At 67.1% G+C, this 24,362-nt stretch carries 11 protein-coding genes and 1 pseudogene; 3 read left to right on the top strand and 9 right to left on the bottom strand.

Annotation, left to right across the window (positions count from 1 at the left end; genetic code table 11):
- Positions 1 to 285: 285 nt before the first annotated feature.
- Positions 286 to 591, bottom strand: coding sequence for a LysR substrate-binding domain-containing protein (locus NR101_RS00220; RefSeq protein ID WP_256774325.1), 306 nt, complete (start codon positions 589 to 591; stop codon positions 286 to 288).
- A 121-nt stretch (positions 592 to 712) separates the two neighbouring features.
- On the opposite strand from NR101_RS00220, the gene NR101_RS00215 reads away from it, so the two are divergent.
- The 3 genes from NR101_RS00215 (at position 713) to NR101_RS00205 (ending at position 10,464) form a co-directional block, all read left to right on the top strand.
- Positions 713 to 9,424, top strand: a complete 8,712-nt coding sequence (locus NR101_RS00215; RefSeq protein ID WP_256774326.1) for a glycoside hydrolase family 94 protein — start codon at positions 713 to 715, stop codon at positions 9,422 to 9,424.
- Complete coding sequence (locus tag NR101_RS00210; protein ID WP_256774327.1) at positions 9,421 to 9,681, top strand: hypothetical protein; 261 nt, start codon at positions 9,421 to 9,423, stop codon at positions 9,679 to 9,681. Before NR101_RS00215 ends, NR101_RS00210 begins: the two co-directional genes overlap by 4 nt.
- A gap of 504 nt (positions 9,682 to 10,185) precedes the next feature.
- Positions 10,186 to 10,464 carry a hypothetical protein gene (locus tag NR101_RS00205; protein WP_256774328.1) on the top strand — a complete coding sequence of 93 codons (279 nt, stop codon included), beginning with the start codon at positions 10,186 to 10,188 and terminating at the stop codon, positions 10,462 to 10,464.
- Between the two features lie 458 nt (positions 10,465 to 10,922).
- Here the strand turns inward: NR101_RS00205 and NR101_RS00200 are convergent, their stop codons facing one another.
- The 8 genes and pseudogenes from NR101_RS00200 to NR101_RS00170 all read right to left on the bottom strand — a co-directional run bounded on the left by NR101_RS00200 (position 10,923) and on the right by NR101_RS00170 (position 24,342).
- Positions 10,923 to 12,314 carry an NAD-dependent succinate-semialdehyde dehydrogenase gene (locus NR101_RS00200; protein ID WP_256774329.1) on the bottom strand — a complete coding sequence of 464 codons (1,392 nt, stop codon included), beginning with the start codon at positions 12,312 to 12,314 and terminating at the stop codon, positions 10,923 to 10,925.
- 200 nt (positions 12,315 to 12,514) lie between these two features.
- Positions 12,515 to 13,369, bottom strand: coding sequence for an aldose epimerase (locus NR101_RS00195; protein WP_256774330.1), 855 nt, complete (start codon positions 13,367 to 13,369; stop codon positions 12,515 to 12,517).
- Entirely contained in the window at positions 13,359 to 14,324 is a 966-nt protein-coding gene (locus NR101_RS19000) for a glycoside hydrolase family 43 protein (protein ID WP_345779471.1), read from the bottom strand. The genes NR101_RS00195 and NR101_RS19000 overlap by 11 nt, the downstream gene beginning before the upstream one ends.
- Before the next feature lie 33 nt (positions 14,325 to 14,357).
- A pseudogene (locus NR101_RS18995) lies at positions 14,358 to 15,821 on the bottom strand (MFS transporter); the annotation flags it as partial.
- Positions 15,822 to 15,831: 10 nt separating this feature from the next.
- Positions 15,832 to 18,456 (bottom strand): glycoside hydrolase family 3 protein, encoded by a 2,625-nt coding sequence (locus NR101_RS00185; protein WP_256774331.1) that lies wholly within the window; start codon positions 18,454 to 18,456, stop codon positions 15,832 to 15,834.
- Between the two features lie 71 nt (positions 18,457 to 18,527).
- Positions 18,528 to 20,219, bottom strand: a complete 1,692-nt coding sequence (locus NR101_RS00180; protein ID WP_256774332.1) for a glycoside hydrolase family 43 protein — start codon at positions 20,217 to 20,219, stop codon at positions 18,528 to 18,530.
- Positions 20,219 to 22,204 carry a sialate O-acetylesterase gene (locus NR101_RS00175; RefSeq protein ID WP_256774333.1) on the bottom strand — a complete coding sequence of 662 codons (1,986 nt, stop codon included), beginning with the start codon at positions 22,202 to 22,204 and terminating at the stop codon, positions 20,219 to 20,221. Before NR101_RS00175 ends, NR101_RS00180 begins: the two co-directional genes overlap by 1 nt.
- A 23-nt stretch (positions 22,205 to 22,227) precedes the next feature.
- Positions 22,228 to 24,342: an alpha-glucuronidase family glycosyl hydrolase gene (locus NR101_RS00170; RefSeq protein ID WP_256774334.1), complete on the bottom strand. Its 2,115-nt coding sequence runs from the start codon at positions 24,340 to 24,342 to the stop codon at positions 22,228 to 22,230.
- Between the last annotated feature and the right edge of the window lie 20 nt (positions 24,343 to 24,362).

Genomic DNA, 24,362 nt, shown 5'->3' with positions numbered 1-24,362 from the left:
ACGATGGGACCCGCCGCAAGCGAGAGGTCGTGCACGAGTGATGAAGGCAGCATATCGTCGATCGCCATTTGTCAGTTAGGCAACACTACTACGTCAGTACACCGACGGGCGAGGTATGCGGACTCGGCGCGCCCGCAGCGATGTCCGCTGTGGGTCGAAAATCCACCCACCCCCGATAAACATCCCTAATCGCCCGCCCTATCCCGTGCCCGCACTCGGACGAAAAGCGGGTCATTTGGGGAGGGCAGCCTCCCAACCTGCCGCTGATCGACCACTTCGCCCCGATCAACCCGCTTCACCGCCCAGGTCGCGATCCAGCATGCAGTCGATGAAGGCACGTAACGACGGCAGCATGTGCCGTCGGCTGGAGTAGTACAAACAAAGGCCAGGGGCCGTAGGCGACCAGTCCGCCAGTACGCGCCGCAGCCGGCCATCGCGCAGTGCCTCGGCGATGTCATCGTCGTTATAGGCATACAGGATTACCAGCCCCTGCGACGCTGCGGGCACGATGATGTCCTGTCTGATTGCATTCCTAGTCTTGCCGCGTGCGGCGTTCATCTCCGGGTCGGAGTACACGATCGACGGCGGCACTGTCCCGACCGCCTGAGGTTGCGTTGTGACCATCCGGGCCGCTCGCTCTCGCGGCCTTCACAGTTACCACGCCGCCCCGAATGCAACTATGAAGGCCACGACCTGCCCCCCTCGGTAAACCATGCCCCATTTTCGCCGTCTTTTTGGTCGTTGGCTCCGCCTGCGTCGTCTTGTCCGTTGGCGCTGGCGTGAGCGCCAGGCCTCGGCACCGGCCATCGAGGCCGCCGAGGGCCCCCTGCGCGCCGCGCTGTACAGCGTTGAACAGATGGAGGTGTACGGCCGCGCCCTTGCGCGCCAGCATCGGGTGCGGATGCGACCTGGCGCAGAGCGCCTGCTCGATCGCCTGCAAGCCAACGAGCGTGTCCTGGAAGACGCCAACACGCTGCTCAGCAACGTAGTACGCGAACAGCGGCCGGTGACCCCGGCCGGGGAATGGCTGCTCGACAACTACTACCTGATCGAAGAACAGATCCAGACCGCGCGACGTCACCTGCCGCGCGGCTACAGCCGGCAGTTGCCTTCCCTTGTCGCCGGCCCCTCGGCCGGGTTGCCGCGGGTGTATGAGCTGTCGATGCAGGCCATCGCGCATGGCGATGGCCGCATTGACGGCGATACGCTGGGCCGCTTCATCGCCTCGTACCAGTCGCTCGCGCCACTGAGCCTGGGCGAACTGTGGGCCGTTCCGATCATGCTGCGCCTGGCCCTGCTGGAGAATCTGCGGCGCATGGCGGCGCGGGTGATGCGCGACGGGACGGACCGTGGCCTGGCTGCCCAATGGGCGGACAGCCTCAATCGCGCGGCGTCCGATACCCCGACCGATGTCGTCCTCGTGGTGGCCGACATGGCACGCTCCGAGCCGCCCTTGACCGGCGCGTTCATCGCTGAGCTGACCCGGTCGCTGCAGGGGCGCGGCGGCGCGTGGGCCATGCCGATCGCCTGGCTGGAACAGTGGGCCGCCGCGGCTGGGCAGCGCATCGACGAACTGGTCGCCGCCGAGGGCCAGCAGCAGGCGGCCGATCAGGTCTCCATCGGCAACAGCATCGGCAGCCTGCGCTTCCTCTCCACCATGGATTGGCGCACCTTTGTCGAAGACATGAGTGTGGTCGAGCAGCGGCTGCGGGAAGACCCGATGGCCGTCTATCCGCAGATGGATTTCGGCACCCGTGACGCCTATCGCCATGTCGTAGAGAAGATTGCGCGCGGTAGCCGCGTCGCCGAAGAGCGCGTTGCGACCATCGCGCTGGACCTGGCACGAGCAGCTGAGCCGCTCGATGGGCCACGTTCGCACGTAGGCTATTGGCTCGTCGGCGAAGGCGTGAAAACCACCGTAGACACGGTGGCCGAGGCTGCACCGCGCAACCGCAAGGCACGGCGGCTGGCGCACCGCGTGCCACTTGCCCAATACCTGCTGCCGATTGCCCTGCTGGCGATGGTGGCCACCGCTGGCCTGCTGGCATCGGGCAATGGCGCGGTACCCGTCTGGCTGGCCGCGCTGTTCGGGCTGCTGGTGTTCAGCGAGCTGGGCATCGTCCTGGTGAACTGGACGGCGACGGTACTGGTCACGCCCCGGCCCCTGCCCAAGCTCGATTTCAGCGAAGGGATCCCGGCCGCCTGCTCCACCGTGGTCGCGGTCCCCTCGATGCTGTCCAGTATCGAGGGCATCGATGTCCTGACCGAGGCGCTGGAGGTCCGCTTCCTGGCCAACCGCGACCCCCAGCTGCGCTTTGTGCTGCTGACGGACTTCCTCGACGCCGCGGCCGCCGAGACGCCGACGGACGACAGCCTGCTCGCGCATGCCGTGGAGCGGATCGAGGAATTGAACAGTCGCTATGCGGCCGAGCGCGGCGATCGCTTCTACCTGCTGCACCGTGCCAGGCAATGGAACCCGGGCGAAGCGGTGTGGATGGGACACGAGCGCAAGCGCGGCAAGCTGGCAGCGCTCAACGCCCTGCTCCGCCAGGGCGATGCTGCCGCGTTCATGCGCACCGTCGGTGACACGGCTGCCTTGGTCGGCGTCCGCTACGTCATCACCCTGGATTCGGACACGCAGCTTCCGCGGGATGCCGCACGCGCCTTCGTCGCCACGTTGGCGCACCCGCTCAACCGCCCGCGCTTCGATCCGGCGCTGCAACGCGTGGTGGAGGGCTACGGCATCCTGCAGCCCAGCGTCGGCACCAGTCTGGGCACGCGCCGCACCTCGCGGTTTGCCCGGATGTTCGGCAGCGAGCCCGGCATCGATCCGTACTCGCGCATGGTCTCGGATGTCTACCAGGACCTGTTCGACGAAGGCTCGTTCGTGGGCAAGGGGATCTATGACGTCGAAGCGTTCGAGCATGCGCTCGAGGGCCGCCTGCCCGAGAACCGCATCCTCAGCCACGACCTGCTGGAAGGCTGCTATGCACGCGCCGGCCTGGTCAGCGACGTGCGCCTGTACGAGGACTATCCCGAACGCTACGCCGCCGATGCCAAGCGCCGTGCGCGCTGGATCCGCGGCGACTGGCAGCTGTTGCCCTGGTTGATGCCGTGGACACCGCGCCCGGGATCGGGGTGGGAACGCAACCCCCTCAGCCTGCTGTCGCGCGGCAAGTTGCTGGACAACCTGCGCCGGAGCCTGGTGCCGATCGCTGCCTTGGCCTTGCTGGTGGCGGGTTGGCTGTATGCCGAAAGCCCGGCTGCGTGGACGGCATGGGTGCTGGCCCTGTGGTTCGCGCCGCCGCTGATCGGCATGCTGCGCGATGCGCTGAGTGTTCCGGACGACACCCCGCTGGAAGCGCACTACATCATGGTCGGGCGCGGCACGCTGCAGTCGTTGCTGCGCGCGGCCACTCAGGTCGCGTGTCTGCCCTACGAAGCGTTGCTGGCCGGTGGCGCGGTGCTGCGCACGCTCTGGCGCATGACCATCACCCGCCGCCATCTGCTGCAATGGAACCCCTCCAGCGAAGTCGAGCGCCGCCTCGGCAGCGACCGCGGCGCGGAATGGCGGGTGATGGCGCCCGCGTCGGTGCTGGCGGTTGCGCTGGCAGCGGTCGTGACCAGCGTGGCGCCGCAGGCACTGCCTGTCGCCCTGCCCCTGCTGTTGGCGTGGACCTTCGCGCCCGCGTTGATGGCGTGGCTGGGCCGGCCGCCGGCCGCAAGCGTGGCCGAGCTGTCGGTGACCCAGCGGGCGTTCCTGGGCCGGCTGGCGCGGCGCACCTGGTCGTTCTTCCAGGCGTGGGTGCGCGAGCAGGATCATTGGCTGCCGCCGGACAACATCCAGGAACACCCGACGCTGGTGGTGGCGCGGCGCACCTCGCCGACCAACATCGGCCTGTCACTGCTGGCCAATCTGTCCGCGTGGGATTTCGGCTGGCTCCAGCTGGGCGCGGTCGCGGAACGTACCGCCCTCACCTTCGATACGCTGGACCAGCTGCCGCGCCATCGCGGCCACTTCCTGAACTGGTACGACACCGAAACCCTGGCGCCGCTGCAGCCGCGCTACGTCTCCACCGTGGACAGCGGCAACCTGGCAGGCCACCTGCTGACGCTGCGCCAAGGCCTGCTCGCGCTGGTGGACGCGCCGGTGCTGGCGCCACACACCTTCGATGGCCTGGCCGATACGCTCGGCGTACTGGAAGAGGAACGGCAGCGCCATCGCCCCGCTGACGCACTACTGAGCGAGGCGCTCAACCACCTTCGCCAGCGCCTGGCGGCAACGCGTACCGACCACCCGCGTGGGACGACGCAGCTGCTCGCCCGGTTGCAGGAGCTGGCCGGTCTGGCCGACGCCATGCTGGCGCACTGGCCGGCACCGGCGTCGCCCGAGGAAGGTGCGCTGCACTGGCCTGCCCTGTTCGCTGCCGAATGCCATGCCGCCCACGCGACACTTGCCGACCTCCCTGCCGATGCCGGCGCGGACGACGAGGCGCCGGTAACCAGCCTGCGCCAGCTGGCCGCCCTGCCCGGTTCCGCCGGTGCGGACGCGCGCGCGCGCATCGAGCAGCTGCAGGCGCTGGCGCACCGCGCCGGGCAGTTCTCGCTGATGGAGTACGGGTTCCTGTTCTACCGTACCCGCAACCTGCTCTCGATCGGCTACAACGTCGACGACCATCGCCTGGACAACAGCTTCTACGATCTGCTGGCGTCCGAAGCGCGGCTGTGCGCCTTCGTCGCCATCGCCCAGGGCCAGTTGTCACAGGAGAGCTGGTTCGCGCTTGGCCGGATGCTCACCGAGGTCAACGGCACGCCGACGTTGTTGTCATGGAGTGGCTCGATGTTCGAGTACCTCATGCCGCAGCTGGTGATGCCCAGCTATCCCGATACGCTGCTCGACCAGACCGCGCGACATGCGGTCGAGGCGCAGATCGTCTACGGCCGCACCTTGAACCTGCCGTGGGGCGTGTCCGAGTCCGGCTATAACGCCGTCGATGCCCGCCTGAACTACCAGTACCGCGCGTTCGGTGTACCTGGGTTGGGTCTCAAGCGCGGCCTCGGCCAGGATCGGGTCATTGCCCCCTATGCCAGCATGATGGCGCTGATGGTTGCGCCGGAAGCGGCGTGCCAGAACCTCCAGGCCCTCGAAGGGTTGGGGTTCTCCGGGCGCTTTGGCATGTACGAAGCGATCGACTACACCCCCGCCCGGGTACCGCCGGGACAGGATCACGTTCTGTTGCGTTCGTTCATGGCCCACCACCAGGGCATGGGCCTGCTGTCGCTGGATTACCTGTTGCGCGACCAGCCGATGCAGCGCCGTTTTGTTGCCGATACCGAGTTCCAGGCCACCTTGCTGCTGCTGCAGGAACGCATCCCGCGCATCGGCGTATTCCATCCGCATGAGGTCGAAGCGCTGGGCGAGCATTCGGCCATGGCCGAGCACGAGACCTCCCTGCGCGTCCTGCGCGACCCGGGTGGCCCGCGCCCGGAAGTGCAGCTGCTCTCCAACGGGCGCTACCACGGCATGCTGACCCATGCCGGCGGCGGCTACAGCCGCCACGGCGACCTGTCGCTCACCCGCTGGCGCGAAGACGGCACCACCGATGCCTGGGGCACGTTCTGCTACGTGCGCGACGTGGACAGCGGCGAGTTCTGGTCCGCCGCCTACCAGCCCACCTGCGTGGCGCTGGACCATTACGAGGCGATCTTCTCCGACGCCAAGGCAGAGTTCCGCGGTGCGCGCCGCGGCTGCGAGAGCCATCTGCAGGTCGCCATTTCCGCCGAGGACGACATCGAGCTCAGGCGCCTGCGCCTGACCAACCGCGGCCGTCGCCAGCGCACGGTGGAGATCACCACCTATGCCGAAGTGGTGCTTGCGCCCGCAGCGTCGGACGACGCGCATCCGGCCTTCAGCAACCTCTTCGTGCAGAGCGAGATCCTGGCAGCCAAGCAGGCCGTGCTCTGCACGCGCCGGCCCCGTTCGCACGACGAAGTCCCACCGTGGATGTTCCATCTGGTCGCGGTGCATGACGCCGAGGTCGCGTCGATTTCCTACGAAACCGACCGTGCGCGCTTCCTGGGCCGTGGCAACACGCCACGGACGCCGCAGGCGTTGACCACCGACACCGAGCTCTCGGGCACGGACGGCTCGGTGCTCGACCCGATCGTGGCCATCCGCGTGCGGGTGGTGCTGGAGCCCGAGCAGACCGTGCAGCTGGACATGGTGTATGGCATCGGCGCCGACCGCGTCGGTTGCGAGGCGATGGTCGACAAGTACCGTGATCGCCGCCTGGCGGACCGTGTCTTCGACCTGTCCTGGACACACAGCCAGGTGGTGCGCCGGCAGATCAATGCCAGCCAGGCCGAGGCCTCGCTGTACGAGCGCCTGGCCAGCCACGTGCTGTATGCCAATCCGCTGCTGCGCGCGGGCGACGCCGTCCTGCAGCAGAACCAGCGAGGGCAATCCGGGCTGTGGGGCCATGCCATCTCGGGCGACCTGCCCATCGTCCTGCTCAAGGTCACCGACGCGGAGAACGTGGAACTGGTCAGGCAGCTGGTGCAGGCGCACGCGTATTGGCGCCAGAAGGGACTCAACACCGACCTGGTGATCTGGAACGACAGCAAGGCCGGTTATCGACAGGAACTGCAGGACCAGATCCTGGGGATGGTGGCCGCCAGTTCGGAGACGGGCCTGCTCGATCGCCCCGGCGGCATTTTCGTGCGGCCGGTGCAGAACATGAGCCACGAGGACCGCGTTCTGCTGCAGGCGGTGGCACGGGTGGTGCTCAGCGACGAGGACGGCACGCTGGCGGCGCAGGTGGGGCGCCAGCCGCTGCCTGTGCGACGGATTCCGGCTCTGGTGCCGCAGGCGGAGCAGCAGGAGCTGGCACTGGCGATGGACGCGACGCCCGGGCTGCCCGTCATCGCCGACCCGGGACCCGAACCCGGACTGCCCCCGGGCGTTGAGCACGACGAAGAGGTGGACGACCCGTGGCCGTTCCTTCCGTACCGCGGCGCCGGCCGATTCGACAACGGCACCGGGAGTTTCAGCGAGGACGGCCGCGAATACGTGGTGGTGGTGCGCGAAGGCGCCCCGACGCCGGCGCCCTGGGCGAACGTGATCGCGAACGCCCGTCTGGGCACGGTCGTCAGCGAGAGTGCACCGGGCTATACCTGGTTCGAAAACGCACACGAATTCCGCTTGACGCCTTGGCTCAATGATCCGGTGTCCGATACCGGCGGCGAAGCCTTCTACGTGCGCGATGAGGACACCGGCCGTGTCTGGTCGCCGATGCCGCTGCCCTGCCGGGGAACCGGTGCGTACCGTACCCGCCACGGCTTCGGGTACACGGTCTACGAGCACATCGAAGACGGCATCGCCAGCGAGTTGTGGGTCTTCGTCGATGTCACCGCGCCACTGAAGTTCTCGGTCCTGCGGTTGCACAACCTCTCGGGCCGGCCACGGCGGCTGTCGGCCATCGGCTACGTGGAGTGGGTCATGGGTGACCTGCGCCCGAAGTCGCGCATGCACGTGGTCACCGAGCGCGATACGCAGACCGGGGCGCTGCTGGCGCGCAACAGCTACAGCACCGAGTTCGGCGGCCGGATGGCCTTCTTCGACACCGATGCCGAGGGCTGCGGCTGGACCTGTGACCGCCTGGAGTTCATCGGCCGCAACGGCGGATTGCACGCACCGGCGGCGTTGCGTCGCGAGCGTCTGGATGCACGGGCCGGTGCGGGCATGGATCCCTGCGCGGCGATCCAGGTGCCGCTGGAGCTGGCGCCGGGCGACCGCAGTGAAACCACGTTCCGCCTTGGCGCCGGGCGCGACCGCGAGGAAACGCTGGCGCTGGCACGAAGCCGCCAGGGCAATCAGGAAGCCATCGATGCGCTGGACGCCGTGCGCATCCACTGGCGCAACGTACTGGCCACGGTGCAGGTACGCACGCCGGACCCGGCGTTCGACGCACTGGCCAATGGGTGGCTGGTCTACCAGACCCTGGGCTGCCGCTACCTGGCACGCAGTGGCTACTATCAGTCCGGCGGCGCGTTCGGCTTCCGCGACCAGCTGCAGGATGCGCTCGCCCTCGTACACGCGCGCCCGGACCTGACCCGCGAACACCTGCTGCTCTGCGCGGCACACCAGTTCACCGAAGGCGATGTGATGCACTGGTGGCACCCGCCGCAAGGTCGCGGCGTGCGCACCCGCTGCTCGGACGACTATCTGTGGCTGCCCCAGGGCGCATGCCGCTACCTGGAGGTCACCGGCGACGCCAGCGTGCTGGACGAAGAGGTCGGCTTCATCGAGGGGCGCGCGGTGACAGCCGAAGAGGAGGGTTACTACGACATGCCCACCCTTTCGGCACAGCGCGGCACGTTGTATGCGCACTGCGTCGTCGCACTGGAACGCGGGTGCCGGTTGCTGGGCGAACGTGGGCTTCCGTTGATGGGGAGCGGCGATTGGAACGATGGCATGAACCGCGTCGGCGACCAGCAGCGCGGTGAAAGTGTGTGGCTCGGATTCTTCCTGCATGACACGCTTCGCCGCTTCATCGGGCTGGCCAACGCGCGTGGCGATGCCGCCCGTGCGCAATGGTGCGAAGAACAGGCCGAACGCCTGCGTCAGAACCTGGAACAGCATGCCTGGGACGGGGCGTGGTATCGCCGCGCCTGGTTCGACAACGGCGCCACGTTGGGCTCGTCACAGAACCAGGAATGCCGCATTGATTCGATCTCCCAGAGCTGGTCGGTGCTGTCAGGCGTGGCCGCGCCCGAGCGTGCCAGCCAAGCACTGGATTCGCTGTACACGCATCTGGTGCGAAAGGACGCCAAGCTGATCCAGCTCCTCGACCCGCCCTTCGACCAGACCACGGAGGACCCCGGCTACATTCGGGGTTACGTGCCGGGCGTGCGCGAGAATGGCGGCCAGTACACCCATGCGGCGGTGTGGGCGGCGATGGCATTCGCCCAACAGGGCGATGCAGTGCGTGCCTGGGAGCTGGCAGGCATGATCAACCCCCTGAACCACACGCTGGACGCCGAGGCGGTCCAGACCTACCGCGTCGAACCCTATGTGTTGGCCGCCGATGTCTACGCCGTGTCGCCGCACGTCGGACGAGGCGGCTGGACGTGGTACACCGGATCGGCCGGGTGGATGTATCGCTTGCTGGTCGAATCCCTGCTCGGCATCCGTCGCGACGGCGATCGTCTTTCGCTTGAACCGTGCCTGCCCGATCACTGGCCGTCCTTCGAACTGAGCTACCGCTTCGGGCGCAGCCTGTATGAGTTCGTGGTGACCCGCACGGCGCAGGGTCAGCCGACGCTGCATGTGGATGACGTCCTGCAGCCGGACCTCAGCGTCCTGCTCCGCGACGACGGTCATTACTACCGTGTCGCGCTTGATCTGGGTGCACCTCCGGGATGAACGTGCGCGTCGAGATACAGGTGCAACTTGATGCGCTGGCCGACGAGCTGGACCACTGGGTGGCGCGAGTGCGCCACCCAGCGCAATTCTGGACGCAGTTTGAACAGCTGAGTGGCGAGATTCTCGACCAATGCGAGAACGCGGAGAGGCACCATGCGCGTGCGTGTATACAGGCCATGCTCGAACGCCATGCGCTGGAACTCCCGGCCTGGCATGAACGAGGCGACACGCCGCCGCCGGGGAAGCCGGGAGCGTGATAACGGATCCCCCGTGCGGGCTCAGGATCAGAAGCTGTACTTGACGTGCGTGTGCAGCCGATTCAGATCGCCGGCCTCACCATTTTCCAGGCGCCGCTGGGCGTGGCTCAGCTCTGCGCCGAGGTCCAGCTTCGGGAAGGGCAAGCAGCAACGGGAACGGCCCAAGGCGCTGCAGCCCGCCTTACATCAAGCCCATGCGATCAGCCATGTTGATTCGCGGATTGCAGACATAACGCAGCCGCTGTTCGCGCTGGGCTTTCGGGAATGCACGAAGAGCGGCGAGCACTGCCTGCCAATGGGTGAACCCGCTGTCCATTACCTTGGCGTGCGACAACCTGGGCTGGGTGTACTGGCGAATCTCCCTGCGTACCGCGAGTATGTGAAATACACGCTTTCGCCGCCCTACCCCTCGGACCATCGGCCATCTGGCGCCTGCCTGACGACGTCACCTTAACCGCGCCGTCCTATGCTGGGACCCCGTTCGCGTCTACAAGGGAAAACACCATGATCAAACTGCACACGCTGATGATTGCCGGCTGCCTGTTGGGATTCAGTGCCGTTGCCTCCGCTGAAACGGTCAACCTGACCAACAGTGCAGATGGCGCCAACCGAGATGCCGGCATCTCGGCGGTAAAGAAGAAACTGCAGGACGCCTGTACCGACCGCAAGGGCTCACCCGACAGTGATTCGTTCGAGGTGGTCTTCGAGAAGACCAGCGACAACCCGAATGTGCCCAAGCCTTATTATGTGGACGGCAAAATGAAATGTGAGCTGCCTGGCTGATGAGGACACCCGGCCAAGGCCGAGCGGATGCTTCAGGCCTGGCCGGCGGCTTTCTCACGCGGCGATTCTTTCCACCAACCTATCGAGCGCCGCCTTCGTGGCGCGCGCCGTATCTCGTTGCCGCTCTGCTTGGTGGTCACGTACCGGTTTCGTCGCTACATAAAGCTGCGTGCCGGCTGAGTCTTCAAGGGATGGAGCCGCAGGCCGCGTAGCGTCAGATAGGCGATGGGCGGGCAACCTGGGAGGCAGCGGACCAACGGTCCGCTCTACGGTGTCCATGGGCCTTGGGCGGGCCGGGGATTCTGTTTACTCGGCGCGGTGGGTCCTTCAGTAACCGCCACGTATTCCGCGTCGCATCGGGATCGTCCCGGCCAGCAGCGTGCGGGGTTGGCGGTGGGCGACGGCCATCCGTGGCCAGCCGCGTACGCAATCTGGAGTCGCCCGGCGCCGAGGCCGGATCAACCCGACGCGGCAGCCGCAATCTTGATGGACTTGACGTTGACAAACTCCTTCAGACCCTCAGGACCGTGCTCACGACCATAGCCGGACGCCTTCACACCACCGAACGGCAGCGCCGGAGATGCGACGTCGAAGGTGTTGATGAAGACCATGCCGGTGTCGAAGTACTTGCTCGCCAGTTCCCGGGCGCGCTGCACGTCCCGGCTGAAGATGCCCCCACCCAGGCCGTAGCGGCTGTCGTTGGCGATGCGCAGCGCATCCTCGTCGTCCTCGGCGCGGATGATGGCCGCCGCAGGACCGAACAGCTCATCCTCGTAGGCCACCTGCCCCGGCGCCACATCCGCCAGCACCGTGGCCGGGTAGAACCAGCCGGTTCGCTCTGGCACCTCACCGCCGACCACCAGACGTGCGCCCTGCGCGACGCTCTTGGTCACTTGTTCGTGCAGCTTGTCGCGCTGCGCCTTGGAGACCATCGGGCCGAGCTGGGTGTCGTCGGCGTTCGGGTCGCCCATCCGGATCGCCTCGAACGCCTTTGCATAGGCGCTGACGAAGGCCTCGTAGTTCTTCTTCGTCACGATAAAGCGCTTGGCGTTGACGCAGGTCTGCCCATTGTTGAACAGGCGTCCTTTGACGCAGGTCGCCACCGCCAGTTCCAGGTCGGCGTCGTCCAGTACCAGATAAGCATCGTTGGAACCCAGTTCAAGCACCGTCTTCTTGAGCGCCGCGCCGGCCTTGGCGGCCACCGTGCGCCCTGCCGCCTCGCTCCCGGTCAGTGTCACCGCGCGCACCAGATCGTTTTCCACGATGTCATTGGATTGGTCGTGGCTGATCAACAGTACGCCGAACAGCCCTTTGGGCAGCCCGGCACTTTCGTAGATCTCACGCAGCAGCAACCCACTGCCGGTGCAGCTCTCGGCATGCTTGAGCAGGACGCCATTGCCGGCCATCAGGCTGGCGATGGAATAGCGGATCGCCTGGTAGGCCGGGAAGTTCCACGGCTGGATGCCGTAAATCACGCCGATCGGCGCGTGGGTGACGATGCCTGTGGCGCCCTCTACATCGCGCTCCTCATCGGCCAGAACAACAGGCCCCTGCTTGGCGGTGTAGTCACAGATGCTGGCACACAGCTCGACTTCAGTACGGCTGTCTTCAATGAGCTTGCCGACCTCGTCGGTCATCAGCTGTGCGAACTCTTCCTTCCGCTCGCGAAGTGCCTTGGCAATGCCGGCAATCACCTTTGCTCGCTCATCCAGACTGCGGAGACGCCATTGAGTAAAGGCATCGTGACTGGTCTTCACGACCGCCGCGGCTTCAGCGTCAGACATGTAGGAATAGGTGGCGACCACTTCTTCGGTCAGCGGATTTACCGTGGTGAGATGGCTGTTGGGCATGGAAAGAGGCTCTTCACTTCAAAACGAGGTCGGTAAAGAGTCGCCGTCGCGCAGTTTTCAAGCCGTGAATTCCTGAGCGACGTGCATCACTGTGAGTTCACTGGCTCTCATTCCTGCCGCTTGATTCCGACGTAATACGCATCGAGCTTACCGCCGGGTCCAGCGGTGCATATGCGCTCACCGATAGGGTGGACGGGACGCTAGCCCTGCGTAATCCCCTCGCCCTCCCATATCAGCGTGAACGTCAACTCCATCTTCTGGCCCGGCACCAGCCGCTGCGGTGCCAAGGTAAACCCATCCGGCGGACCCGTCTGAGGCTCCGCGCACGTCGCGTGCCCAGCACCGTCATACACCACCCAGTGATCCGTATCGGCCCACAGCCGCAGGCGCTGGTTGCCAGACACCAGCGTCACCTCGGCTTGATTGATGAAACAGTCATCCCAAGGTCCAGGCGCGGGGCTGACGCAAGGCAACATGGCAATGCCCTCCCCGTCCCGTGGATACATCGCACTCGGCGAGAACAGCAATTGATCCGGCTTCCGGAACCAGGGATGCCAGCCGAGCATGACGGGCATTGCCTGGTCGCCGGCCTCAACGGCGAGGTGGAGGTCCAGGCGATCTGGACGTACGTGGATGCTCTGCGTCGCACTGCCGCCGAAGGGCCAGTACGCATCCTCGGGCAGCGACAGCGACAGCGTCGCCGCATCCGCGCCGATGCTCTGGATGTTCCAGGGCCGTGTAAAACCTACCCCGTGGATCGCGTGCGCTCCAAAGTTCGCAGGCAGCTCAATTGCCCTGCCATCAGAGACAAAGCGTCCCTGCCGAATGCGTCCCGCCCACGGCACCATCGGATAGCACCCCCAACCGATGGCGGCCGCGCTACCGTCGTGTTCGCCAACCAGCCACTCCACGCCGTCGTAGCGCAGATGGGCAATGCGACCACCGGCTTCCGGTGCAAGCGCGACCTCCAGCTTGCCTGCCCGCAACCAGTAAAGGTGGCCGGCAGGCAACGGCGCCTGCGCATCGTCCCTGGGTGAGGCCGTTTCAATTGCCATAGGGATCAATCGTCCGGATGCTGCCGTCCGCGTCCATCTGCAGCGGCGTGCACTTGACCGAGCGCAGATGGGTCACGCCGCGCGACAACAAGGCGTCATGGTAGAAGAGATACCACTTCCCCTCGAACGCGCAGATGGAGTGGTGCGTGGTCCAGCCCACAACGGGCTTCAGGATCACGCCGGCATAGGTGAACGGTCCGTACGGGCTGTCGCTGACGGCGTAGCAAAGCAGGTGCGTATTGCCCGTGGAATACGACAGGTAATAGCGGCCCTGATACTTGTGCAGCCACGGCCCCTCGAAGAACCGGCGCGCATGGTCATCGGCACGCAGCGGCTTTCCGTGCTCATCCAGGATGACGACCTCGCGCGTGGGCTCCGCCAGCCGCGTCATCCCCGCGTCCAGTCGGCCGACACGCGGTCCCAGTGCGGGCGCCTCCCCGGAAGGCTCTGCGTGCGTCGCATCAAAGCGGTTGTCACGGTACTTCTGGAGCTGGCCACCCCAGATGCCGCCGAAGTAGAGGTAATGCGTGCCGTCGTCGTCTTCGTACACGGCCGGGTCGATCGAGTATGTGCCCTCCATCGGTTCCGGCGCGGCAGTGAACGGCCCCTCGGGGCGATCCGCCACCGCTACACCGATGCGGAACCTGCCCTGCCCGTCCTTGGCCGGGAAATAGAGGTAGTAGCGGCCGTCGCGGTGGGCCGCATCCGGCGCCCACATCTGCTGCGCGGCCCAGGGCACGTCGCGCACATGCAGCGCCATGCCGCAATCGGTGGCCTCGCCCTCGGGCGATTCCATGCGCAGCACGTGATAGTCCTCCATGCCGAAGTGCCCGCCCTCGTCGTCGAAGGGCGCGCCGCCGTCGATATCGTGCGAAGGATAGATGTACAGGCGCCCCTCGAACACGTGGGCGGAGGGATCGGCCGTATAGATGTGGGTCACCAGCGGCTGGGAAATGGCCTGCGCCGCGAGCCGATCAAGGGTGCCTCCCTGCCGGCGCAGATGCAGGTCATGCTCGATGCGCGTTTCCATGTCCTTGTCGATCTTGTAGAGGAAGAGCAGCGCAACAGCTATCAGGAAGGGAATGGAGCAGTAGAGGCTCACCGTCAGGCGGATACCGTCCACCACGGCCTGGGGTTGCTGCTCCGCGCCGGCCTGATAGCCGTGGTGCGCGAGAATGCCGGCGACCAGCGCACCGCCGATGCTGAGCCCGATCTTCAGCCCGCACAGCATCGCGGAGAAGATGATCGCAGTGGCGCGGCGGTGGTTCTTCCATTCCGAATAGTCGGCAACGTCGGCGATCATCGCCCACAGCAGCGGGATGGTGATGCCGTAGCAGAAGCCGTGCAGCATGAAGGCGCCAAAGGCCACGCCGACCGCCGTGGGCGGGAAGAGGTAGAACACCAGCAGGAACAGGGTGGACACCAGCAGCGCGCCGCCGAAGACATCTCGCTTGCCGAAGCGGTCGGCCAGGCGGCGGGAGACGCCGATACCCAGGATCATGCAGAGGATGCCGCAGGCGTTGAACAGACTGAACGCCGAGGTCGCCGGATCCTTTGGCCAAGTGAACCCGGACAGACCCCTTCCGTTGAGCGTCGCGTTCAATCCACCGATGAACGCATTGAAGCCGGAGCTGTCGAGAAAGCCCGCCAAGGCGACCTCGCTCATGTAGTACTGGAAGTAGTAGATGTAGGTGCCGCCCTTCAGGGCCAGGTTGATGAAGACCAGCACCGTGAGGGCCAGCATCACCTTCCACGGCCGGTTGTGCAGCAGGTCGGACAGGTCCTGCATCACCCCGCCCGTCTGTTCCTTGGCCGGCACGATGCGCTCGCGCGTGGTGGCGAAGGTGATCAGGAAGAACAGCGTGCCCACGACCGCGAACACGGTCATCACCCGCTCGAAGCCCTGCACGCGATCCCCATCGCCTAGGATCAGCACCAGCGGCAGCAACAGCACCTGGATGATGAACTGCGCGATCATCACCGCCACGAAGCGGTAGGCCGACAGGCTGTTGCGCTGGGCCATGCTGCCGGTCAGCACGCCGCTGAGCGCGGAGTACGGCAGGTTGTTGGCCGCGTACACGAACATCAGCAGGCCGTAGGTCACCAGGGCATAGAGGACCTTGCCGCGACCGCCGAGGTCCGGCGTACTGAACGCAAGCAGCGACAGCGCGCCGAAGGGAATCGCCGTCCACAGGATCCAGGGCCGGAACTTTCCCCAGCGGCTGACCGTGCGGTCAGCGGCAATGCCGATCAGCGGAGTGAACACGAAGGCGCCCAGCAGGCCGATCGCAAGGATGATCGTCGCCGCCGTGGCGGGCGGCAACCGGTACACATCGGTGTAGAAAAACGCCAGGTAGGTGATCAGCGTCTGGAAGATCAGGTTGGCCGCGAGGTCACCCAGGCTGTAGCCCAGTTTCTCCCGGATGGACAGCGTGTGCTCGGGAATATCCATGGGGCGGGCATCAGTCACGACGTGCCTCCACGGTGAAGCGGCTGTGCACACGGGCATCGGCGCTGGAGCCGCCCACCCGCACTTCGTACGCCCCCGGCGGCACCACATACGTTCCGCGTGCGTCGTCGTACTGGCGCAGCGCCTGCTGCGCCTCCAGATCGAATGCAACGGTGCGCCGCTCGCCCGGTGCCAGGTGGACACGCTGGAAGCCCTGCAGGGTCTGCCGCGCATCGCCTGCGCCGGCCGCCAGCCGCCGCACATACACCTGCACCACTTCATCGCCCGCGCGCCTGCCCGTGTTGGAGACGTCCACCTGCACCTTGAGCGTGCCGTTGTCGGCGATGCGGGACGCATCCAGACGGAGTTTGCCGTAGCCGAACCGGGTATAGGACAGCCCGTAGCCGAACGGATACAGCGGTGTGCCGCGGAAGTAGCGGTAGGTGCGGCCCTCCATCGTGTAGTCATCGAAGGCCGGCATCGCCTGGTCCGCGGTGTAGAAGGTCACCGGCAGCCGGCCCGCGGGATTGGTGTCGCCGAACAGCGCTTGGCCCACGGCGGTGCCACCGCGCTGCCCCGGATACCAGCTCATCAGGATCGCGGACAGGTTCGCCTGGGCCCATTCCACCGCCAGCGCCGAACCGCCGGTCAGCACCATTACCACCGGCTTGCCCGTGGCGTGCAGCGCTTCCAGCAGGGCGCGCTGGGTGGCGGGCAGGCGCAGGTCGGTGCGGTCGCCGCCCGCGAAGCCGGGATAGTTCACCGTCATCTCTTCGCCCTCGACATCGCCGGTCAGGCCGCCGACGAAGACCACCACGTCCGCGTTGCGGGCGGCATCGACTGCCTCCTCGAACGGCGCCTTCGCGCCGGGCATGCGCCAGCCCAGTCGCACGCCTGCGTCGCGTTCGTTATCGAAGTACTCGAGCGTGAGCGCATAGGCGCGTCCCGCCTGCAGGTCCAGGTCGACACCATCGCTGCGCAGGCGATCGCTGTTGGCCCAGTGGTCCAGCACCCGCTTTCCATCGACGAAGAGACGGAAGCCGTCGTCGGCGGCCGCCTCGATCCGGTAGCGGCCCGAGACCGGCGGCAGCAGCTGGCCCCGCCAGCGGATGCTGAAGCCATCGTTGGGAATGCCCTGCCCCGGCGCCGCTTCACCGCGGGCCAGCAGGTTGTCGGTGGGTGAACCCCGGTCCCAGCGGAAACCGATCTGCGCATCGGTGCGGACCAGGGCCGGCTTCCCTGACAGATCGGGCGTGCGGAAGTACTCACCGCGCAGGCCACGTTCCGGGGAATCGGCCGACGGCCGCAGGTACGCTGCCTCGATCAGCGGTGTCGCACCGGGATCGTCGCGCCCTTCGACCAGGTCCACACCGCGCGCGTAGCGCACCTCGACACCCTTGGCCGCGTCGCGGATCCCCTGCAGGATGGGCACCGGCGCGGCCGGCGTGCCGAAGTAGTTGCCAAGCAGGGCCATGGTGTCATCGGCGGTCGGACCGACCACGGCAATGCGCTTGAGGTTGCGTGAGAGCGGCAGCACGCCATCGTTCTTCAGCAGCACCAGGGAGTGCTGCGCGGCCTTCAGGGCCAGCGCGTCGTGCGCCGGCGCCTGGTTCACCGAGGCCGGTATCCGCGCCCAGCGCACGCGCTCGGGCGGATCGAACATGCCCAGCCGCATCCGCGCGGTGAACAGGCGCGTCACCGCATCGTCGATCTCCGCTTCGCTGATCAGCCCCTGGCGTACCGCGGCCGGCAGCGTGGCGTATTCCTGGCCGCACTCCAGTTCGGTGCCGTTCTTGACCGCCAGCGCTGCGGCGGCCTCGCGGCTGGGCACGATTTTGTGATGCTTCCAGATATCGACGATGGCCCAGCAGTCGGACACCACGTAGCCTTTGAAGCCCCACTCCCGCCGCAGCACGTCGCGCAGCAGGAACGTGCTGGCGCTCGCGGACTCGCCGTACACCCGGTTGTAGGCGCCCATCACCGCGTCGACCTGGCCTTCCTTCACCAGCGCCTCGAAGGCCGGGAGGTAGGTGTCATACAGGTCGCGCTTGCTGGGCCGTGCGTCGAAGTGGTGGCGGTCCGCCTCGGGACCACTGTGTACGGCCAGGTGCTTGGCCGTGGCGTCGAGCTTGCGGTACACCGGGTCATCGCCCTGCAGGCCGTGCACGAAGGCCACGCCCATGCGCGCGGTCAGGTACGGGTCCTCTCCGTAGGTTTCCTGGCCCCGGCCCCACCGCGGATCGCGGAAGATGTTGATGTTCGGCGACCAGTAGGTCAGGCCCTGGTAGCGGCCATGCGACCCCTCGCGTATGAACTGGTGATGCTTGGCGCGCGCCTCGTCGCTGATGGTGGTCGCAACCTGCGCCATCAACGGCACGTCGAAGGTGGCCGCCAGCCCGATTGCCTGCGGGAAGACGGTGGCCTGCCCTGCCCTCGCCACACCGTGCAGGCCTTCGTTCCACCAGTCGTAGGCCGGCACGCCCAGACGCTCGATGGCGGGCGCGGCGTTCTGCATCTGGGCGGCCTTTTCCTCCAGGGTCATCTGCCCCACCAGCGCGGCGGCGCGGGTTTCAAAGCTGGCCGAGGTGTCCAGCCAGGGCTGGGTTTCCGCCGCTTGACCGGCGGTCGCCGCTGCCATGGCAGCGCACAGCGCCAGGATGCGGAAGATGGGGCCACGACGGCCACTGCAGAGGTAAGGCGCACGCGTCATCATTTGCTCCTCAAGGCGCGCTCGTCGCGCGCGAATGGTCCCAGCAGCGCGCCGACGAAGCCGCCTGCGCGATCCGTACTCAATACCGTTCCGTCCACGTCATCGGCGAGGGTCTGCCAGCCACCTCCGTCGGACGGGTCGAATGCGAAGGCGTAGCGGCCCTCGTCACCGGCGATCTTCAAGCGCAGTGACGTGGACGCCGTCGCCTCGCGCGTGGCCAGAGTGCGGGTCACACCGCTGCCATCGCGTCCTTCCAGGAAGACTGCCACGCGATCCCCTCCCAGGCTGCGCACGCCAAGGAAGTACCAGTAGTGCTCGCTCTGGAACGCGGCGAGGCCGGCTGCCACGCCCGACGCCGGCCGCGTCATCCGGGTGCTGGCCTCGAAGCGCAGATGCTGCTGGCGACGTCCGAGGAATGCCGGGTTGCGCAGCGTGTCCAGATTCTCCGCCAGCGGGTGCACGGCCAAGGTGCCCGGACGCAGGCTCAGGTCTGCCCACGCCTGTCTGGGGACCCGTACGCGCAGCCACCCCTTGCCGAGCGTCGGCGCATCGAACTCGTCGCGATCGATGAAGTTGCCGGTGGAAGGTGCCTGCGCTGCATCCCCCTTCATCCACGACGGCGCCTTGACCACATACGGGATGGACTGGTCGGCGGGCAGGATCACCGGCCATCCATCGCGCCAGTGCACCGGCAGCAGATACGTCTCCCGTCCCGTGTTGTAGTGGCGTTTCTGGTAATTGCGGCTGGCAAGGAACACCGCCCACCAGGAGCCGTCCGGACCTTCCACCAGATCGGCGTGCCCGGCGTTGGTGATCGGCAGCGGCCGATCGCCGGGCAGGTCGCGCTGGGTGAGAATCGGATTGCCGGCATAGGGCGCGTAAGGTCCCCACACGTCCCGGCTGCGCAGGACCACTTGGGAATGCTGCGGCCCGGTGCCGCCTTCGGCGTCGGACAGGTAGTACCAGCCGTCGCGTTTGTAGAGGTGCGGCCCCTCGATCCAGATCGGGTTCTTCGCCGGCTCCACGCCGCCGTCGATCAGCACCTTGCGTGGGCCCACCGGCTTGAACGCGGCCAGATCGATCTGCTGCATCCAGATCGCGCGATGCCCCTCGTAGCGCGGCCGGTCGGGCGGCACATCATTGTTGAGCAGGTAAACCGTGCCGTCGTCGTTAAAGAACAGCGATGGATCGATGCCGTCGACGCCCGGCAGCCAGTGCGGATCGGACCACGGGCCCGCAGGATCCCGCGCGGTGGCGATGAAGTTGCCGCCGCTGTCGACGGCGGTGGTCACCACATAGAACACGCCGTCGTGGTACGCGATGGCCGGTGCGAAGATGCCGCGGGACACGCTCAAGCCATCGAAGTCCAGCTGGGATGGACGGTCGATCACGTTGCCGATCTGCTTCCAGTGCACCAGATCCACGCTCTCGAACACCGGGATGCCCGGGAAGTAGGTGAAGCTGGAATTGACCAGGTAGAAACGGCCGTTCGCGCGGACGATGCTTGGGTCGGCGTGGAAGCCGGCGAGGATCGGGTTGCGGTAGTGACCGGCGGGTAGCGGCGCTTCGAAGGCCGTATCGCGTCCGGCATAGTCGAACCAGTCGAAGTAGACCGGTGGCGCGGGTGCGGCCCCCAGCGGCTGCACCGCGGCGGACAACAGCAGGAGCACGGTGGCAATCAGCAGACGCATCAGGGAACCTCTGCAGCGTTGAGGGAAAGCTCGAAGGGCCCGGCCGGCGCGCCGCTGCCGTCGCGCAGCGTGCAGATCGGGCCATCGGCCCAGCAGTAGCGCACGCGCAACGCGCCGCTCCGGTAGTGCCGGCCGCTGGCCGGCTCCACGCAATCCATGCAATCCAACACAACCTCAAGCCCATCCAGCACCGCCTCGGCATAGCGGCAGTGCCGTGCGTCGGCGTCACAGAGCTCGAATCCTATGGGGCCGTTCGCACCGGTGGTGACCAGGCTGCCGGTGACATGGTCGAACGCGATCCGCACACCATCCTGCGTGCGCGATGCGTGGTGTGCCGTGGGGCCGGACGGCGCAACGGTCCGGTCGCCGTAGACCACGTGGCGCGCCACCTGGGCCAGGCGTCGGCCGAGTTCCTGTTTGTTGGGCGGGTGGATGTCGTACGCATCGCCGATGTCGATGGCCAGGGCAAGCCCGGTGTGCGGGTCTTCCGCCGCAACGCGCCGCTGCGCCTCGCGCACCTGCGCCCAACCACTCTCCACCGGCGCCTGAGGTGGAAGGCCGTATCCGGCCAACTGCACCACCAATACCGGCAACTGTGTGCCGAACTGACTGCGCCAGTCATCGCGCAAGCTACGCAACCGTGCCGCGTAGGCGGCGCCGTCGCCCGTGTTCGATTCGCCCTGGTACCAGACAATGCCCCGCAGGCCATAGCTGCCCAGCGGCGCGATCATGCCGTTGTACAGCGTCGACATCCCCGTGGCCGCGTGCCACGGCGCCAGTGGCGGTGCCTGCGCACCGGGTGCCGCACGGTACTGCCACGCCGCATCCAGGACGATCCGCATGCCATCGTCCAGGTGGACGGCATGGACGCTCGCGGGACCCGCCAGACCACCGTCGCCGTAGGTGTCCAGCACATTGATCACCACCGTGTTGGCACCGGCCTTCAACAAACCGGGTGGCAACGGATACGACCGCGCCTCGCCTGGACCGTACTGGCTGCCCACGGCCACGCCGTTCACCCAGGTCATGTCCGTCTCATCGACCGGACCCAGCTCAAGGCGGGCCCCCTGCCCGGCCTGGGCGGCCGTCAGGGTCACGTGGGTGCGGTACCAGACCATGCCGTTGTAGTGCGAAAGCGCCGGCACGCCCCAGCGCTCCCATGCCCCGAGCATGGCCGGCGCGTCCTGCCATCCCGCGCCGTCCGCGCCGGGCTGCCAGGGGGTGTCGCCGGCGACGGCACCCGCACGCGTTGCCCACCACTGCTGCCACTGCCTGCCCCAGTGGGCGTTTGCCGCGGCGGGGTCGGTGGCATACCGCGCGAGCACCTCCAGCGCCGGTTCCATGCCGCCCTGACTGCGCAGGGCGTCGGCGCTGGTCCATGCCTCGATCCGCGAGCCGCCCCACGCCGACTGGATCAGCCCCATCGGCACGTTGACGGTCTTCTGCAGCTCACGCGCAAAGTAGAAGCAGGCAGCAGAAAAGTCGCGCACCGTATCCGGAGACGCGGGGGTCCACGACACGGGGGTCTGGAACGCAAGTTGGGGCGTGACGGCTGCCGCCTTCGGCACGGTGAGCAGCCGGATCGTCGGTTGCGCGGCCGAAGCGATCTCGCTGACCGCGTCGAGCGCGCGCCATACCGGAAGCTCCATGTTCGACTGCCCGGAACACAACCAGACATCGCCCATCAGCAGGTCACGCACCCTCTGGACAGCCGGCCCCGCGCGGACGGTCAGTCGGTGAGGACCGCCAGCGGGCGTCGGTTGCAACGTGGCGCGCCAGCCTCCACTGGCGTCGGCGCGCGTGGTGACCGCCTGCCGTGCGAAGGTCACGGAAACCTTGGCGGCGGGCGTGGCGCGGCCCCAGACCGGCAAGGGCTGGTCGCGCTGCAGAACCGCGTGATCCTGGAACAGCGGATGCAGCAGCGCGGCCCCCCGTTCCTGCGCCAGCGCCGGGTTGGCGCAGCTCGCCAACCCGGCCGCCAACATCCATCCGATCCAAGCGCTCCGACTCATCGCCCATCTCCCGGCGCGGACGGAAACTGCAGCGCCTCGTACCACGCCAGCGGGTGCGGCGGCGCGACTTCGCCCGCAGGCAGCGGCCTGCCGCTCACGGACTGGAAGTACGCCACACTTGCATCACGCCACCACTGTGCTTCGCGCCGCTGGATGCGGAGAAAGGCGGCGACCTGCTCGTACCGTTGCCGATCCACCCTGCCGCGCAGGCTCGCCCACGTCCCCTGCATGGCCTGCACCTGGTCCACGCCTTGCGAATAGCGCCCGACCAGCGCGTTCCATAGCGTCTTGCCGGAGGCCATGCGGTGATCCCACGGCACGTGGTGGAACCACAGCAGCAGCGGCTCGGGAACCCGCGCCAGGTCGCCATACAGCGCGGCCACCTCGGGTGCGTACTGGCCCACCGCGTTGCTGCCACGGGCGGTCCGGTCGAAGCCGATGCCATCGCGATCGGCGCGGTGATAGTAGACAGACGTCCAGTCCGCGCGCGGGCCACCGTCCACCCAGGGACCGGGACCGTAGTGGTGCCCCCGCGCCATCAGGTGGTGCAGACCCAGCGGGGTCATGTAGTTCACCGCCGCCTCGCGCGAGGCCATCATCATCTCGACAATGGGCGCCACCACCGCAGGATCCGGCGCGAAGGTCATGGCCGCCCAGTCCGTCGCGATGTCGCGGGCGGACTGCTCCGGATTCCAGGCGAGACGACCGAAGGCGTACCAGTTGGCCTGATCGAAGTGCGACCCGCTCCAGGTCCGGTCGTTGCCGAGGTTGGCGACGCCGGCAATGCCGGTCAGCGACCTTGCCACCTTGGAGCCCTCGCCGCGGGCGTGGGTGTCGGACTGCAGCGCCTCCTCGTACAACGGCCCCAGGTACACCAGATGGGTGGCAAAGCCGAGATACTCCTTGGTGATCTGGACTTCCATCATCAACGGCGTGCGCGGCATGGCCCCGAACAGCGGATGGAACGGCTCGCGCGGCTGGAAATCGATGGGACCGTTCTTCACCTGCACGATCACGTTCGGGCGGAAATCACCGTCCAGGCCGGCAAACTCGGTGTAGGCCTGCGTGGCGCGGTCCTCGGGCACCTCATGCGCGTAGACGAAGGCGCGCCACATGACCACGCCGCCATGGGGTGCCAGCGCGTCAGCCAGCAGATTGGCGCCGTCCGCATGCGAACGGCCATAGTCCTGCGGTCCGGGCTGTCCTTCCGAATTGGCCTTGACCAGGAAGCCACCGAAATCGGGAATGCGCGCGTAGATCTCGTCCGCCTTGTCGCGCCACCAACCTTGCACGTCCGGGTCGAGCGGATCGGCTGTCTTCAGCCCGCCCAGCTCGATGGGCGCGCTGAAGCGCGCGCTCAGGTATACGCGGATGCCGTACGGCCGGAACACGTCTGCCAGCGCGGCGGCTTTGGCGAGATACGCCGGCGCAAGGCTCTGTGCGCTCGCGTTTACATTGTTCAGCACGGTGCCATTGATGCCGAGCGAGGCGTTGGCACGCGCGTAGTCGGTGTAGCGCGGGTCGCGCCACTCCGGCAGCGTCTGCCAATCCCAGAGTGAGCGGCCGGCATAGCCGCGTTCGACATGACCATCGAGGTTGTCCCAATGGTTGAGTACGCGCAGCCGCAGACGGGGTGATTCGCGCACCTCAAGCGCATCCGGCAACGCGCCCGTCTGCAGCAGTCGCAGCAGATGAAACACCCCGTACAGGACACCGATATCGCGGCGTGCGGCCACCAGCAGCACGTCGCGCCCGCCAATGCGCGCGCGCTTGAGCAGGTAGCCTTCATCGCCGAGCGATTCAATCTCTTCGCGGAATGGCGCGATCCATGTCGACGACTGCGGTGTGCCGAGCACCAGCGAAGCGTTGGTGGCACCCACACCCTGCATCCGGGGAGCGTTGCCCGTAAGACCCCGCAGACCACGCTCCAGCTCCTCGCGCGCGGCACGCTGCGTGGGCGTTCTGTCAGGGGCCACCACCTCTGCCAGGCGCGGGCGGGCGTCGGCCGCGCGCGCGGGTTCGACGGGGGCGTAGCGCAGCCAGAGCGCGTAGCCGTCCTCTGCGCGCACGTTGCCCACGCAGGCAAACAGCGCCACTGCTGCGCCGAGCATCCAATGACACCGCGCGACAC

The organism is Stenotrophomonas sp. Ste86 (assembly GCF_024519465.1).
GTDB lineage: Bacteria > Pseudomonadota > Gammaproteobacteria > Xanthomonadales > Xanthomonadaceae > Stenotrophomonas.
This window is presented reverse-complemented; position numbering and strand designations above follow the sequence as displayed.